The sequence below is a fragment of the Candidatus Paceibacterota bacterium genome (assembly GCA_035404205.1).
GTDB lineage: Bacteria > Patescibacteriota > Minisyncoccia > UBA6257 > JAVHQB01 > JAVHQB01.
In genome coordinates, this window is record DAONGQ010000001.1 from 101,978 (window position 1) to 118,649 (window position 16,672).

Annotated in this window: 18 protein-coding genes; 1 reads left to right on the forward strand and 17 read right to left on the reverse strand. The window is 39.5% G+C overall.

Annotated elements, in window-relative coordinates:
* From PK547_00485 to PK547_00565, 17 genes are all read right to left on the reverse strand, one after another.
* A partial coding sequence (locus tag PK547_00485; protein HPR91205.1) for a DUF3298 domain-containing protein occupies nt 1–682 on the reverse strand: 682 nt, incomplete at its 3' end.
* 345 nt (nt 683–1,027) lie between these two features.
* Entirely contained in the window at nt 1,028–1,312 is a 285-nt protein-coding gene (locus PK547_00490; GenBank protein ID HPR91206.1) for a hypothetical protein, read from the reverse strand.
* A gap of 346 nt (nt 1,313–1,658) precedes the next feature.
* Nucleotides 1,659–4,184: an excinuclease ABC subunit UvrA gene (uvrA, locus tag PK547_00495; protein ID HPR91207.1), complete on the reverse strand. Its 2,526-nt coding sequence runs from the start codon at nt 4,182–4,184 to the stop codon at nt 1,659–1,661.
* Nucleotides 4,185–4,190: 6 nt separating this feature from the next.
* Nucleotides 4,191–6,017, reverse strand: coding sequence for an excinuclease ABC subunit UvrB (gene uvrB, locus PK547_00500; protein ID HPR91208.1), 1,827 nt, complete (start codon nt 6,015–6,017; stop codon nt 4,191–4,193).
* 89 nt (nt 6,018–6,106) lie between these two features.
* Nucleotides 6,107–6,745 (reverse strand): MFS transporter, encoded by a 639-nt coding sequence (locus tag PK547_00505; protein HPR91209.1) that lies wholly within the window; start codon nt 6,743–6,745, stop codon nt 6,107–6,109.
* 4 nt (nt 6,746–6,749) lie between these two features.
* Complete coding sequence (locus PK547_00510; protein ID HPR91210.1) at nt 6,750–7,193, reverse strand: hypothetical protein; 444 nt, start codon at nt 7,191–7,193, stop codon at nt 6,750–6,752.
* Nucleotides 7,194–7,202: 9 nt separating this feature from the next.
* Nucleotides 7,203–7,406, reverse strand: a complete 204-nt coding sequence (locus PK547_00515; protein HPR91211.1) for a DUF5652 family protein — start codon at nt 7,404–7,406, stop codon at nt 7,203–7,205.
* A 35-nt stretch (nt 7,407–7,441) separates the two neighbouring features.
* Complete coding sequence (locus PK547_00520) at nt 7,442–7,651, reverse strand: hypothetical protein (protein ID HPR91212.1); 210 nt, start codon at nt 7,649–7,651, stop codon at nt 7,442–7,444.
* 33 nt (nt 7,652–7,684) lie between these two features.
* Nucleotides 7,685–8,338, reverse strand: coding sequence for a YdcF family protein (locus tag PK547_00525; protein HPR91213.1), 654 nt, complete (start codon nt 8,336–8,338; stop codon nt 7,685–7,687).
* Nucleotides 8,338–8,916: a hypothetical protein gene (locus PK547_00530; GenBank protein ID HPR91214.1), complete on the reverse strand. Its 579-nt coding sequence runs from the start codon at nt 8,914–8,916 to the stop codon at nt 8,338–8,340. The genes PK547_00525 and PK547_00530 overlap by 1 nt, the downstream gene beginning before the upstream one ends.
* A gap of 80 nt (nt 8,917–8,996) precedes the next feature.
* Nucleotides 8,997–9,380, reverse strand: coding sequence for a hypothetical protein (locus tag PK547_00535; protein HPR91215.1), 384 nt, complete (start codon nt 9,378–9,380; stop codon nt 8,997–8,999).
* A gap of 13 nt (nt 9,381–9,393) precedes the next feature.
* Nucleotides 9,394–9,816, reverse strand: a complete 423-nt coding sequence (locus PK547_00540; GenBank protein ID HPR91216.1) for a hypothetical protein — start codon at nt 9,814–9,816, stop codon at nt 9,394–9,396.
* A 218-nt stretch (nt 9,817–10,034) separates the two neighbouring features.
* Complete coding sequence (locus tag PK547_00545) at nt 10,035–11,546, reverse strand: PhoH family protein (protein ID HPR91217.1); 1,512 nt, start codon at nt 11,544–11,546, stop codon at nt 10,035–10,037.
* Nucleotides 11,547–11,657: 111 nt separating this feature from the next.
* Entirely contained in the window at nt 11,658–12,329 is a 672-nt protein-coding gene (locus PK547_00550) for a hypothetical protein (GenBank protein HPR91218.1), read from the reverse strand.
* 123 nt (nt 12,330–12,452) lie between these two features.
* A complete protein-coding gene (locus tag PK547_00555) occupies nt 12,453–13,772 on the reverse strand; it encodes a PIF1 family DEAD/DEAH box helicase (protein ID HPR91219.1) in 1,320 nt (439 codons plus the stop codon).
* 4 nt (nt 13,773–13,776) lie between these two features.
* Entirely contained in the window at nt 13,777–13,971 is a 195-nt protein-coding gene (locus PK547_00560; protein HPR91220.1) for a hypothetical protein, read from the reverse strand.
* Between the two features lie 2 nt (nt 13,972–13,973).
* Nucleotides 13,974–16,439 (reverse strand): AAA family ATPase, encoded by a 2,466-nt coding sequence (locus tag PK547_00565; GenBank protein HPR91221.1) that lies wholly within the window; start codon nt 16,437–16,439, stop codon nt 13,974–13,976.
* Nucleotides 16,440–16,481: 42 nt separating this feature from the next.
* Between PK547_00565 and PK547_00570 the strand changes: the two genes are divergently transcribed.
* The coding region (locus PK547_00570; GenBank protein ID HPR91222.1) for a hypothetical protein at nt 16,482–16,672 on the forward strand (191 nt) is incomplete at its 3' end.

Consider the following 16,672-nt stretch of genomic DNA (forward strand, 5'->3'; position numbering starts at 1 on the left):
CAAGAGTTTGGTAGGGTAAAGTAATCTCTTGAGAGCCGGCAGCGTAAGGGGCTACTTGGTAAGGATCAAAAAAGAATGTCAGCCCATCTTTAGTAAAAACGAAGCGCTGATAATTTTCTTCCTTAGCCCCCGCCCCTTCCTCTAGCCAGGTCTCGTCTTGGAACTGGGATTGAGCCAATTTGCTTTTGATTAATGGTTTGGCTAAGCTAGACAATTGCGCAAGATAATTCGATTGCGCAACAAAAATATCTTTGATAGCCAGCATCTTGTCTAACACTTTATCATAATTAAAAGTAATGGTATTAAGATTGCCGTGAGCGCCACCAGTATCGCTATTTATATCAAAATTCAAACTCACGATTCTGTCAGAAACATAGCTTTTATAGCTAATATCTAAGCTGCCTGTGGCGCTGCTAATATCGCTAAGGCCGCTGATATTATTTTTAAAATCTGTTTCCTGGGTGGTAATAAAATCGCTGATAGCCTGATTTAAAACTGCGGATTTAGTAACCGGATATTTTATACTGATAGTTCCATCCTTAAGATTTTCATTGGCAGTTTTATCTTGAATAATAAACGGGTAAAAAGGGTCGAGTGGATTTTCTTTAAATCCATGGCTGAGGATTCCCCAGGCCACAAGGATTAAAATGATTAATACACCAAAAATATTAATTTTTTTCATAAATAAATTTTAATACATTTTTTATAGTTTCCCTCTATTTTGATGCTGTCATTACCTCCATGGCAGCCAAGAAAGACTAAGGCCTTCTCAGACAAAATCATTATATTCCAGGCTTTAAAAGTAATCAAAAAATGCCCCCGAAGGGCATTTCTTTATTTTTTCTTGAGCTTGGCCTTCAAAGCCGTTCTCTTATTAGCCAATCTTACTTTTTTGGGTTTTCTTGCTGTCATATTTTTAAAATAGATTAACTCTGCCATTGTAACATAAATGGGCTTCAGATACAATCGCGTAACAATAACACAAAACCCCGAGAAAAAATCTCGGGGTAATATTCAAAGTACGCTCTTACAAAGAGCAAAGGCAATGTCCCGGATCGCTATACCGGTACTTATAGCAGCGCATGTCCAACCAATTAAAAAAATCGCCAAGTTCATGGGCTACAAAGGTGTTGGCTGACAGAATAATCACCCCTGTCGAAGATTGTTGGATAGAAACCGTAACACAAACTTCTCCATTGACGTCATGCACAAACTGTCGCGGCTTCTTCAGGAGAATCTTGCCATTGGTATTAGATGAAAGAAAACCGTCACCAATGGTTCTCTCAATCTGAGCCATGATTTCTGTGTTCATTCTTTCCCCCTTTCTTAAGTAGGTTAGTTTACCCTATTCAGCCCTTGTCAATTCTCGGATGAGACCAAATGGCGTTCTTGTTATAAAACACCTACGAGGAGAGAAAAAAGGAGTAAGGACCCGCTTTGTCTTTTGCCCTAAATTCTTTTGGGCAAGTTAGAACTTCTGGTATGATTAGCTGCGAGCTTAGACACGCTGTTTCCTTCGCTTTCCCTAATTTTAAAAGAGCTCGCAATCAATATCTTATAGCACGTGGCTATCGTCTAGTCAAAAAAGCTTATTGACATAAATCGCTAAATTAAAACCCCTAAATTATTGTTTCAGGGGTTTTAATGCGACTGTTAAGCTATTCTTTCTTTAAATAATCGGCTAAGTATAGGCCAGTATAAGAGTTCTTGCTTTTAATTATCTCTTCGGGTGTACCTTTAGCCACCAATTTGCCGCCCTTGTCACCGCCTTCCGGCCCCAGGTCTATTACATAATCGGCAGATTTAATAATTTGCATATTATGTTCTATCACCACTACGCTATTGCCCTTTTCTATGAGCTTATTAATTACCTTAAGCAACAATTCAATATCATAATAATGAAGCCCTACCGTTGGTTCGTCTAATAAATAAAGAGTTTTTCTACCCAGTGGCTGGACTAATTCACGAGCTAATTTAATTCTTTGGGCTTCGCCTCCTGACAGAGTGGTGGCCGATTGCCCCAGCTGTAAGTAGCCCAACCCTACACTTTGAAGCACTTTTAGTTTGTCGGCTATTTGCCAATTATCTTTAAAAAAATCAGCAGCTTCTTCTACCGTGAGATTTAGAATATCACTAATATTTTTGCCCTTATATTTTACTTGCAGAGTCTCCCGATTAAATCTTTTTCCATTGCAAACATCGCATTTTACCATAATAGATGGCATGAAATGCATCTCAATAATATTAAAGCCAGCTCCTTCGCAAGCTTCACAGCGTCCGCCGGCCACATTAAAAGAAAAACGCGAAGCATTGTAGCCACGTTCTCGAGAATCGGGTAACTCGGCATAAAAATCTCTAATAGGTCCCCAAATTCCTGTATAAGTGGCTGGGTTAGAGCGGGGACTCCTGCCTATAGGAGACTGGTCTACAACAACCACTTTATCGATATATTCGCTGCCGGTAAGTTTGCTGCACCCTTCTAGTGGCCTATTAAAATGATTTTTGATATGTATTAAATTTTTATAAAGCACGTCGTAAAGTAAGGTGGATTTTCCACTGCCGGAGACGCCTGTTAACACTACTAATTTTCTTAAAGGAAAGCTTACATCAGTATTCTTTAAATTATTTTTGTTGGCGCCTATGATTTTAATTTCTTCAGTAGCCTTAGACCGTCTTTTTTCCGGAAGAGAAATTTTATTAATACCAGTCAAATATTTTAAGGTAAGGGAACGGGGGAATTTATTGTGATTTTTCAAAAGAGTAGCCCTGTCCCCCATGGCTACTACTTCGCCCCCATTAGCGCCCGCTCCTGGCCCTAAATCAACTAAATAATCCGAGGCCGCTATTGTTTTTTCATCATGCTCAACTATCACTAAAGTGTTGCCCTGATTTTTTAAAATATTTAAGGTGTTGATTAGTTTTACCGTGTCTCTTTCATGCAGACCAATGGTGGGCTCATCGAGAACATATAGGGTTCCCGAAAGCTGGGAACCGATCTGAGAAGCCAACCTAATTCTTTGCGCCTCGCCTCCAGATAAAGTTTCTGCTTCACGATTAAGAGAAAGATAATTCAAACCCACCTCTAACATAAATTTGAGACGGTCGTTAATTTCTTTCAGAAGATTGATGGCAATTTTTAATTGCTTTTCATTCAGTCCCGCCTGATAACTGGTAAAAAAATCATAAGCTTCTTCTATTGTTAATTTAGTAACTTCATAAATATTTTTATTTTTTATTTTGATAGAGAGAGCTTCTGGCTTTAATCTTTTGCCCTCACACTTGGGACAAATTTTATCTAATTCAAAACCAATACGACCAAGCCCATGGCATTCTTCGCAAGCGCCGGACGGGCTGTTAAAAGAGAAAAGGCGCGGTTCTATCTCGGGAAAAGCGAAATTATCATCTGGGCAAGTCCATAAACTGGAAAGAAGAGTTTCTTGGGCGCCTTTTTCCGAATCTCCTTCCCTAAAAATAACCGTCACCAAACCTTTGCTGTATTCCAAAGCATTTTCTACCGCTTCAAACAAACGGCTCTCGTCTTTCAGCGTTACCCTATCGACTACTATATCAATGCTATGGTTCTTGTAGCGAGATAAAATCAGTGGCTCTCTTAATGATTTTAATACGCCATCCACCCGCGCTTGCCCATAGCCCAAATTAAGGTAATCGTAGAGCATCTGATAATATTCGCCCTTGCGAGACCGCACAATCGGAGACATAATCGTCACGGTTTCTTCTTTCAACTCATGGCCCTCATTGATAATAATATCCACTATTTCCTCTGGCGAAAGCTTTTGGATTTTTCTGCCGCAAACAGGACAAAAAACTTCCCCCAAACGCGCATATAGAACTCTTAAATAATCATAAATTTCTGTTAGTGTGCCGACAGTAGACCGCGGATTATGGCTTAAAGCCCGCTGGTCTATAGCTATGGCCGGAGACAAACCAGTAATCTCGTCTACATCGGGCCTGTCCATTTCTCCTAAAAATTGACGAGCGTAAGGAGACAAAGATTCTATATAGCGTCGCTGCCCTTCAGCAAAAATGGTATCAAAAGCTAGAGAAGATTTTCCGCTGCCTGACAGGCCAGTAAAAACAACCAATTTATTTTTTGGTATTTCTACGTCTATATTTTTCAAATTGTGCACACGCGCACCCTTGATAATTATTTTGTCTGGGTCCATAAGCTTTTAATCAAAATTAAGTAAATTCTCAATACTTTTCTTAATAGTAGTGGGAGTAATATGATTCTTTTTATTATAAGCTAATTGAATTTTTCTTCTTCTTTCTACTTCTCGCATGGCATTTTTAATAGAGCCTGTGATTGTATCTGCGTAAAGAATAACTTTGCCGGAAACATTTCTGCTGGCGCGGCCCATAGTTTGAATCAGCGAGCTTTCGTTACGCAAGAATCCCTCCCTATCGGCATCAAAAATTGCCACTAAAGTCACTTCCGGTAAATCCAAGCCCTCTCTTAAAAGATTGACCCCAATGAGCACATCATACTTGCCCTTTCTGAAATCAGTCAAAATGCGAGTGCGTTCAATCGTCAGGGTGTCAGAATGCATGTACTGGCATTTAAAACCTTTTTTCTTCAAAAATTCCGTTAAATCCTCTGCCATGCTCTTCGTGAGAACATTAGCCATTACCCTCTCTTTTTTCTTCACTAAAGCGGTAATTTCGTCAATGAAATCATTAATCTGGCTTCTATTTTTATCCTTATCAAAAACAGGTCTTATCTCTATCTGGGGGTCTACCAACCCCGTGGGCCTGATGACCTGCTCGACCACTTTGCCGGAATGATTGATTTCCCATTCTCCCGGTGTCGCTGAAGTAAAAATAGTATTTCCGATACGCTCCAAAAATTCATTAAACTTAAGGGGGCGATTATCCAAAGCCGAAGGCAAGCGCCAACCATATTCCACTAGAGCTTTCTTACGGCTTCGATCGCCCTCGTACATTCCCCTCACCTGGGGAAGACCGATATGGGACTCGTCCATAATAGTGAGGAAATCTGGCCGACCATCTTTTTTGGGAAAATATTCTAAAAGAGTATCTGGCGGTTCACCGGCCAATTTTCCATTTAAATGCCGTGAATAATTTTCTATGCCATGGCAATAACCTATCGACCTCAACATTTCCAGGTCGTAAACAGTCCGCCTCTTTAAGCGTTCTTCTTCTAAAAATAATTTTTCCTTTCTAAAATACTGCAACCTTTCATCCAGTTCCGCTTTGATATTCTCTATAGCTTTCTCCCTTTGCGGTTCCGTGGCTACAAAATGTTTGGAAGGGAAGATAATTGCTTCGGTGAGGTTTTCCTTAATATTTAAAGTTTGGCTGTCTACCAAATTTATTGTTTCTATCCTTTGATTCTTCAACTCCACCCTAAAAATATGGTCACCACTGGCAGGCATAATTTCCACTATGTCCCCCCTAGTTCTAAAGAACCCTCTTTTTATGACGCTATTGGTTCTTGTAAATTGAAGCTTAATTAATTGCTTTAAAAGATCGCCTCTAGTTAATAACTGGCCCACTTCTAAATGAAGGGCTGATTGCCAGTAATTGGTGGGCAAGCCTAAATTATAAATGCAAGATACTGAAGCCACTACAATCACGTCGCGGCGGGTCATTAAGGCCGTAGTAGCCCTGTGCCTTAGTTTATCTATTTCCTCATTAATAGTAGCCTCTTTGTCTATGTAGGTATCTGTAGTCGGCAAGTAAGCTTCTGGTTGGTAGTAATCGTAATAAGACACAAAATAGTTAACAGAGTTCTCGGGAAAAAAATTTTTATATTCGTTGTAAAGTTGGGCAGCCAAAGACTTATTGGGCGCCATTACTAAAACAGGTTTATCAAAATGACTAATGGCATTCGCCATAGTAAAAGTTTTACCGGAACCGGTTACTCCTAGAAGCGTTTGGAAAGGCAAGTTCTTTTCTAACCCCCTAACCAATTTGTCTATCGCTTGAGGTTGGTCGCCAGTAGGTTGGAAACTAGATTTTAACTTAAAAATGCCCATAAAATGGGTTCATATAGGGTTATTGACTTGCCATTATGGCTCAAAACTCTCTTAAAGTAAAGAATACCTTAAGACCTCGCCCAGCACTCTTAAGCCCATTTTTTTTGAGGCAAAGAGAAGTGTTTGAGGCGGGGAATCAGCATATCTGGCGCCAAAAGTATGACAAAAGCCGCCGGGACGGATAAGATAGCTATCGTCAAAAATAAAATATTCCCTCCCCAAAATTTATAAACAACACCCCCCAGTAATCCAAAGCAGGCAGTAGAAATTCCTTGAGCGGTATTATCAACAGCATAAGCCATCGCTACCTTTCCTGGATTTAAATGACGCGAAAAAGTAGAAGACCATGCCGGCATATACATGGCCATACCCAACCCTTGCATGGAAGCCGCCAAATATAAACTGATAGGGTCTCTTACAGCCATATAACAAACAGCCGTTAAGCCCGATAAAACTACTCCGCCAAACAAACAATAGAATTCGTCTCTTTCCCCTGCTTTATTATCCAAAAAACGAGCAATAGGAATTTGGAAAATAGACTGCATCAAAAAATATAAAAAAGTGCAGGTGCCCACTGTAACCGAAGTAGCTTGAAAAACTCTGCTGGTAATAAACAGAGCCATGATAGGGCTAGTTAACCCCCAAGCGCCTAAAAATAAAATATCCGATAGGACCAAATGGTAACAAATCCTAGTTAAATTGATTTTAAAAAAGTGTAATTTTACCATACTGTTAGTTAAAACTGTTATTCTCCAACCTCTTGTGCCAATAAGCCGCTATTACTTTGCGGTTGCCGTTATAATTCCAAGAGTGAATTTCGGGGCAATGTGTAGTCGCCGAATTGCTCACTGCTTTTCCCGGAGTTATTAGAAAGCCTAAATGTTTATGCCCTCGCTTCTCTTCCCACAATAAAACACTGCCTGGTAATGGTTGGCTGATTTCATACCACCCAGATTTCTTTAAATCTTTGAGTAGCCCCTCCACTGTCAAATGGTTTGCTTTGATGAGCCCAAAAGTAAGCAGAATTGATGACACAAAAAAGGCGCAACTAGTGACCCCGCCATTCAGGATATCTTTAGTTTGACCGTTAATTTCAGCGTAAAAATTTCTAAAAGCATGGCTCTTAACGCTATTTTTGATGCAAGCCAGATATGATTCTAAGAACAGCAATTTCATAAATGAGGTCTATTTGTGGCGAGGTCTGCTAAAAACATAAAGATAAAGAATTTCTAAAACGCCCATCGTATTTATTCCTAAAAGGATAATATACCAATATTTTTGGTCAAGTTTAGCCGCTCGCCAAAGCGCTAAGCCTTTCCAAACTAAAGACCAAAGAAGCAATGGAATTAAGATGTAGCGATTGTTTAACAAGGCCAAATAATTTTGCATAATTATTAATTTAGGTTGTTATTATTACTTTAATCCTAATTTTCGCTCTTTTCAAGTAGCTCTTTTAACCTTTGCTCATTTTTTTGCGCTACTGCCATGGCTGCTGCCATCCTATTTTTACCACTTGCTAATTCTTTCTGAATATCCTCTGCCATTTCTTTAAAAAAATCTGGATTGTTGTCAATCAGAGAAATAATTTTTTCTTTTTTATCGGCAGGCAAAGATTTTAATTGATTCTCAACCATTTTTTGCATTAGAAAATTGGGTATCATGGTTAACTAAATATTGATAAAATTTACTTTATATCTTTTCTCTTCCTCCTCAAGAATTCCTACACGTTTTATTTCTGCAACATAGAAAGGGTGATTAGTTAATAGGAAAGTTTTAAGGTTTTCTTCGTTTTTGATTTTATAATCACTAAATAATCTTTTAGTATATTTCAATATTTTAGAATCTCTCTGCCATTTCAATTGAGATTTTTTGAACGTTAATTTAGGGTTAATGCTTTTAAAAATCAATTTATATTGATTACCAAATACCGTGAGAAATAGCCATTTCGCTCGCTTTAGATGATAATCAGAAGTAATAATTAAAAAGCTTTTTCCTAGTTTATATTCATCTATTAAAGTTTTTGTAAAATAAGCATTGCCTATTGTATCTAAAGATTTTGTCTCTTTAATAATCGCTTTTTTGCTAACCCCCCTTTTTACTGCTAAATCTGCCATAAGACTAGCTTCGGTTTTTGCCAAAGGCAACCGATGTTGCCAAGAACCATTACCGCTAAGAATTAGATATTTTGCGTTATTTGTTTTAAAAATATTAACCCCCGCCAATAATCTTTGTACAGATTCTTGAGAAAGCCCACCGCTAGAGATTAGTCCACCCCCCAAAACAATTACTCCGTCTATATTGGGATAAATTATTGTTTTCATTATTTCAATTGAAAACTATTAAGAACTTCATAGAACTGGAAAGCCATATTGTCCCAATCTAATTTAGTGGTATTGAGACTTATGACCCAAGCATCATCCCTTTCCCCCTGAATCACGACAATAATATTTTTTAACTCTATATTATTGTCTTTAGTTTCTGCATCTATCAGATAAGCCGAATTGTTATTAAAGATTGTTTGGCTTTCCGAACGAATAATGGTCTTGTCTTGCAAGCTCTTTATTTTAGCCTCTAAAAGGCTGGCATAGGTTGCCAGTGTTTCTCCTTCTAGCGTTTCATGAGCAATAGAGAGATTAGTTCTATAGTTAATTTTTCGGGCTAAGGGGTCTTGTGAACCATTTTTCACGTATGTTGCTTTAAGGAGAAATGGTTCTGGCGCTGGCTCTTGAGTTTCCCAACCCGGAGGCAACTTTAATCTAAAATAGTTAGTGTCTATTCCCCCTTGTCGAGAAAAAGACGTAGAAGAAAGTATTTTATCATTAAAAACTTTATAGGCTACAACGGCCCCTAGGCTGATTAAAGCCACAGAGAGAATAATGATTAAAATGTTCCTTTTCATAAGCTATGCTTCAGTATAAAACTCTGGTCTTTATTTAGCAAACAAAAAAATAGGCCCCAGAATGCTCTGGGGCTCTAAAATTAGAAGTTACAATAGAGTTCAAGCGGTCGATTTTGCACTTCCGAATAAATAATCAGGTCAACCGCCGAACAATTGCGTTTCAGTTTGGGAAGAATCGACCCGCAAAAGGTGTTTGCATAATGAGGCTTCACTCCCATTATAAACAAACTATCTTTTGGGGTAAACTTTCCCCAAACATTAAAGCAAACAGTGAGAAGCCCGTGGCAGAGTTCCTCGCTATATGTTACCAAGAGGCAGTTGTCTTCAAAAGTGTCTAAAAGAATATCAGGCACACCGCCAGACATCCCTATAGACGGAGAGACTGATTCCACCAAATGAACCTGATTTACTGCTTGTTTCAGGTTCCTATAAAAATGGATGCGGTTTTCAATAGGGTTATCCATAAGAATCACCTATTTAATCACCGCAGTGGCAAATCTGTGGTTGAGTTGTCAGGCTCCAAATTACCCCATAGATTGGTACCAGAGAGACTCTTTCCGGAATTTCCCAGAATTCAGTGTTTTCAAAAACACTGTATTTACTGAAAAACTCTGGAGTCAACTCAAATATAGCGACTCCGAGTTTGCTCCCCCGGCACCCTTTATAATACACACCGAATGACAACTTCGGATTCTCATCTGGCACATAAACCTGCCACTTCAGATGAGAATCTGTATAGAGTTTTTTCAAATCAGAACGCCCTTCCATGGCCTCAAACTTTTCGATGCGTTCTATTGTGGTCATGGATTTAGCTACCCTGAGATTCAGTTTGTTTGTAAAACATAGTGCGCTTACCCCTATCATTAGGGAGATTAGTCCCTCGTTCATTTGTTCACTCATTTGTTACCTCCTATCCTTTCCCATACATTTAGTTGTCACAACTATCAACCCACTGCCATTCATTCAATAAAGTGTGTTACATGGACACCACCTCCTGTTTTCATTGTATAAGTGCTAGACCTTTACCATAACTCAATAATTTTATATCGTCAAGGTGGATAATTAGACAAAAAGACCCCGCTGATATGCGGGGCCCAGTAAATAAATAAAGAGCTAGGTTAGGCTAAGATTCTAGCCGCCATTTCTGCGATAGCTGACCTCTCGGTCTTGACCAAAGTAATGTGACCGACAGTTCCACCATCGCTCAGTCTTAGACCTTTGAATTTCTCGACCACTTTTGTGAGACCACTCGACCCAAAATCAAGAAACGGGTCATCGATTTGCGTCAGGTCTCCATTGATAACTATCTTGGAGCCTTCGGCTACTCGAGTAATTAACATCCTTAGATCGCTTGGCCGCAAGTTCTGTCCTTCCTCCACAATGATAAAGGCATTGTGAATGGAGTCGCCTCTCTCGAAGTTTATGGGTCTTACCTCTAGTATACCTTCGCGCATCATCATTGCGAGGGTATCGCTTACATTAGCATCCTTGCCCTCCAATGAATAGATGCGGCGAATGGCCTCTTCAATGGGACTTCTCCAAGGAGCCATTTTATCAGCCAAGTCACCCTTAAGAAATCCTATCTCCCTTCCCACTTCAATATTAGGTCTAAATACGATAAGTTTATCGTAAAGACCCCTTGTTACCTGGTTCAGACCAGCATTCAAACTTAATAGCGTTTTGCCTGTGCCAGCCTCACCTACCAAAGTAACCAAGATAATTTCTTTGTCATAAAGCAGGTTTTCAGCACAAGCTTGCTCGGGATTGAGAGGGACTATTTTCCCTTTTTGCTTATCCTGAAACCTTACAAACACTATTTCATCCCTATCGGCCTTGTAAATGCCGTAACCAATCTGGTCCTTACTAGTAAGGAAACGAACAAATTGGTTAGAAAATAAGTTTTTTTCGTAAAGGGATTTAGGTAACTGGGAGAGTTTCAAGGAACCCTCATGACAAAGATTATAGAGCAGAGACTGCTCCTCCTCTTTTAACTCAATCTGTATCAGACCAGTATAAAGATCTTTCATATCGCTAATCAGTCTGTCGTGTTCATAATTCTCGGCAGGTATGCCACAAGAGTTAGCCTTAAACCTTAGACTCATGTTTTTGGTCACAATTGCCACTCTGGGTTTGTCACCATCGTAGGGATACCCGTTTATCTTTTTTCTCCAATGGTTGGCAATAGCAAGCAAAGCATTAGTATCATTTTGCTTGATATTAGACGGCAAGTCTTCCCAGTCCTCGCCATCATCATCAACCACTAAAAAACCCTCTCCTGTCGAGACGCCATTTTTCAAACTTCCCCTAGCTTCATAATCGGAAAGCACGCGAATAGCATTGCGAGCTGCTAGCGATTTCTTTTGAGAATCGCTTTCTTTGAGTTTATCTAGCTCCTCTGATGACCGAATTCCCAAAACTACCACATTGTCCTGAAAAGTTTCGATAGCGCGCGCTTCATACATGAGTATGCTTGTGTCTATAATCAGAACGCGTGCCCGCCGAGACATTCGAGACAGATTAAACCCATCATGCCTTACTTCCTTTGTTCCCATTTTTTTACCCCCTTTCTTTCCACTTGTAACAGTGCTGCTGATAGCCAAACGTTTGGCTAATATAGTTAATTTATACAATATAAAATTTAATCTGGCAAGATGTTAGAGTTGCTCGGACAAAGAAAAAAGCAGCTATCAAGACTAATGATAACTGCTTTTAAATGTGCGCTGGAAAAATCCAGTTTCTTCTCAAGGATACCAGTCATATAAAGTCACTGCCTTTCTTCCCATATCAGTTGGCACCGCTCTTCTGATTATCAGATGATAGCAGCGCTCGTCAAAATGGGCCACGAGAAAGGGTAAACTTATTGACCGGTCTAGGATCGTTACCCTGAGGGTATTGTTAGGTTGAGTAAGGACGCCCACCAGCTTTGAGGTGCCATGCAAATCTTTCAGCCGCACGAAAAACAGGCCCTTCCGATAGTCGCTCAATGGCTGACTGCCAAGACACAATGTCAATCGGAGCTCGTCCGCGATCTGTTGCAGGTTTTTCACAAACTGGCAGAAATTAATAGCCGTCGTATCAAAAATAACGTCCTTCACCTTTTCATTGTCATTATGAGCGAAACAACGCACATCTGCGCCTTTCTTGAGAAGGGCTAAACATACCCTTAAAGCAAGTTTATGTTCTGCGTTACAATGAACAATCACCAAATCATTGGTGGGTTGATGAACGATACTAAATAGCATATCCTTCTCGGTCTCTGCCTTTCTTTCTTTTCCCTCGGCCTGCCCTCCCTCTTCGCAAAACATTACTCGACAATGCCTTTCTCCCAGTTTTTGCCAAACGACAGTCCTCTTTTCTACTAAATTAAGCAGTCCCTCTATGTCGTCTATTAACTCATTGCTGTTGGTTCTCATCTCCCGCCTCCTTGTTTGTTTATGGCTAAGCAATTAAGTAAGCGCCACCTAGTGATTCTCACTTAATTGCCTAATAGCTTTGTAAAGAACAACTCGGAGATGATAGCACTTTAATTATTTTTTTCAAGCCTCGCTAAAAGTTTGCAGCCAATCCATATATTCTTTTTGGCGATTTTTGTAAGCATTTGTTTTAAACATTTCTTGCTGCAACTTTTGTGATTGTTCAAAAAATATTTTATCTAATTTAATGGCCTTCTTACTGACTTTGAGGGCAATATCATTAAATCCTAATAAATGTAAGCCCTCTAGAGTCCGTACCCTAGAAAGAGCCACATAACCCATGCCTGGAGTAAAAGAATGGGAAAGGTCTATGAGAGCTTCATCTAAAGTTATGCCCTGACTTTTATGAACAGTCATGGCCCAAGCTAAACGTAAGGGATACTGTTGCACCATAGCCAAAACATTCTTGCCCAGCTCGTCTTCTATCTCCCAACTGGCCAAAGGTACTGTTATATAGCGGCCGTCTCTCGTTAAAACTACCGGATTATTTCCTGGTTCACATTCGCTCACTGTTCCTATAGTGCCGTTCACATAGCCCAAATCAAAATTGTTTTTTAAAAACATCACCAAAGCCCCTTTCTTTAAAACGAGCTCTTCGCTAGCCAAACAACTATTTTTTAAATTCTTGACTAAATGTTCATCGCCATAGCAAGACATCGTATAGCTAACAGCTTTGCCTGGCATGGCTTCCAACTCCTGGTTATTAATCTCGTCAACATTGGCATTGTGGGTGTAGAGCTTGGTGGTTATATGAGAAATGTCTTTTTCTCCCGTTAATGATTTTTTCAGTAAATCTAAAGCCTGACCAAGGACCTGATTTTGGCGAACTGAATCCAAAAGATAAATAAATTTTTTATCCAAATGTCTGTATTGTCCTTCTAAATAGCAAATTTTAAAATTGGCTGTTTTCCAGAGGAGGGACTCGCATACGAAAGAATCTTCTTTTCCTACTGGCGGCAATTGAAAGAAATCTCCACCCAAAATTATTTGCATACCGCCGAATGGTTCCTCATTCTTTTTTAATTTTCGGCAGATCAAATCCAAGCTCTCAAATTGTTCTTGCGAGAGCATAGAGACCTCGTCAATAATTAAAACATGCGTTTTTTTGAATCTTTCTTTTAGGTATGGTTTGCGACTCAACTTTTTCAATTCATCCTCCGTTAAGGTCTCTTTAATTCCTAAACCAGACCACGAATGAATAGTGGTACCATCTAAATGTGTAGCCGCAATACCTGTGGAAGCTGTGACCCCTACCCCTACGCCATGAGTCCGCAAGTAATCAATATATTTCTTTAAAAGATAGGTCTTGCCTGAACCGGCAGCACCGGTAATAAAAACATTGTAGCCGCACTTTAAAACCGCCAAGGCTTCTTCTTGCGTCATTGCCTTAAAATATTCCTAGATTCTTAAATTTGGCCGCAACGATAAGAATCAAACCTAAATAAATCAGCGCTACCAAAATTATTAAGCCAATCTTAAGAACAGTAGTTAGAATTAAGTTTATCGATTTATGGTAACGATTAAGCGGGTTAATACTGTATTGCATCGTGATATTCCCATCAACTAACTTTTGAGTAATCATATTCAATTGAGGTCTTTTAAGTTAACAGTGAAAGGAACGCCTTTGACCAAGGTTCCGTTCAACATTTTAAGAGCTAATAAACTTTCGAGTTTGTCTTGAAAAACCCTGTTCATGGGCCTGGCGCCTAATTCTGGTTGATAGCCTAAACGCGCCAAATATTCTAAAACGCCTTCACCTAGATAGACAATATAACCCTTCAACTTCATTTGCGCTTGAGTCTTTTTAAATGTCAGGTCGGCTATTTTAAGAATCTGCTCTTGGGTCAATGGTTTGAAGACAATAATGCCGTCAAACCTGTTAAGAAATTCTGGCCTATAAATATTTTCCTTCTGCAGGTAATCCAGCAAATGGTTGCTCACTTGCTCGAGAGGCACATTGTTAATTACTTCCTCCCGAATTAAATTAGCTCCGGCATTAGAAGTGCCTATAATAATAGTTTGGCTGAAACTGACTTTATTCCCCATGCCGTCCGTGAGGTAACCTTCATCTAAAACCTGCAAGAATAAATTTAAAATGTCTGAATGGGCTTTTTCTATTTCATCTAAGAGTACCACGCAAAAAGGCGTTTGCCGCACGGCTTTGATGAAGTCACCTTCTTCCAGCTCTTCCCCGCCAGTAGCCTTGTGTCCCAATAAACGGTTAGCCGCCTCGCGAGTTTGATATTCGCTCATATCTAATCGTACCATGCTATTTTCACTGCCAAAATAGCTCCAGGCCAAGGCTTTGGCAAGTTCTGTCTTACCAACACCGGTAGGACCTAGAAAAAGAAAACTGCCTAAAGGTTTATCGCTATTTTTTATCTGAGTGCGCGCTCTTCTTAAAGCATTGGCGACTGCGCTCACTGCTTCCTCTTGGCCTATCACTCGAGTATGAATAATGTTTTCTAAATTCAGCAATTTTTCTTTTTCTGTGGCATTAAAGGAATTAATCGGAATATTTAAAATGGCTTCGGCTAATTGATTGGTAAGGTTCTTGTCCAAAATTTGCTTCTTCTGGTTGTGAGCAGCAAAACATATTCCATCCATTAGGGTAAGGGCTTTGCCTGGAAAATCCTTAACGCTAATAAACTTGTCAGCCACTTGATAAATTTGAATCAAGGCGCCGTAGGTGATAGCCAGTCGATATTTTTTCTCAAATTGGGGCGCCAAATCTTCCATCACCCTTATTGTCTCCTTAAAATTGGCCGGTGGCATAGGCACCACTTCCAAATTAGCTGCCAAGCCAACTCTCGGAGCGATATAGGTCTGATAGGCGCTGCTAGTAGCTGTAGCCACTAATCTAAAATCAGGATTCACCAAAAAAGAAGAGAACACTTGGGCAATATTATCATCGCTAGTGATTTCATCACTGCTAAAGAATCTTTCTATATCTTCTATGAGCAGAATAATATTCCCAGCCTTTGCCGCTTCGGTAAAAATTTTAATTAAAATTTCTTTGGTTTTTTCAGTAGTATCAGCAATAACTTGATCCAAATTCAACTGGACTACTCTTTTATAAGCTATCTCTTTTTGCGATTTGCCATAATAAATTTTTTCTGCCAATGAGGTCACCAAGCTGCTTTTGCCGCCGCCCAAGGGGCCAACAATCAAACAGCTATTTTTTTTATCTCGGCTTAAAATAAGACCTACTTTCTCTAAAACTTCTTCCCGCCCCTCCATAGAGACGGATTGAAATCTGTGACTGTCAGTAATCTCTTGCCCATATTGTTCTAAGTATGGCGTATAGCCAAAAGCCCAATTTCTTCCCAATCCGCCTTGAGAGATTTTAAGTTTGTCTGTTAGGGTCGGCTGTTTTCTTTTTTTGTCAAAATTGGCATTGCTCCAAAAACAAAGGTTGGCGATATCCTCTAAACTCAGTTCTAATTGGGCTAAGAATAATTCTCTATTGGTCAGGTTGCCTATGAAACCGTAGAAAAGGTTGGCCGGAGAAAGATAACTTTCGCCACTATTCTGCATTTCTGTTAGGGCTGTAACCATTATGGTATTTAAACCTTCTTGCGGGTTAGAAAATAATATGCTCTTTTCCAAACCGGCTAAATCCTTGAGGCTAAGATTAAGTTTAGCGGCAATAAAGCGCACCTTGGCTGTTTTTAATAGTTCCCTGAATATTTTTTTTAAATCAGGATTATTTAAATCAGCGCTTCCTAAGATCAAAGCCGTTTCAAAATCAGTTACCGTAAAAACGGAGGCATGGTCGCTCAGAGACTGGCTGTAAACATTTTTCAACTCCAACTGTCTGAAATAACTACCGCTAAACTTAAGTATCATGAAAAGGACTACTGCTATAGCAATCGGCCCAGCAGATATATTGGCATCTTCATTTTGATAAGCCAAGACAAATAGGCTAAAGCCTAAAAATACGATAAGAATCAACAAAAAACGCAACCAGGGGCGCAGAAGGAGGCGAGCAGCCCTGGCCGCTTTAATATATGACCTATTCCCGTTCCAATCTAAATTTTGTAAATCCATTACCAAAGATGTTTAATCCACGCTATTAAAAAAGTTGCCCCCATGACCGGCAAGATTACCCAAATAATGAGAATCATCAATAGAACTGGCATAACAATTAATGTGAGCAATAAATACGCTATCAGAGAAAACAATCTAACTACTAAACCAAATCCACGGGCGACAATTTGGTCTAAGATAAAGTTCTTCAAACCTACGAGACTTGGTTCCAATGGCTTAGCAGTTCTCCTCCA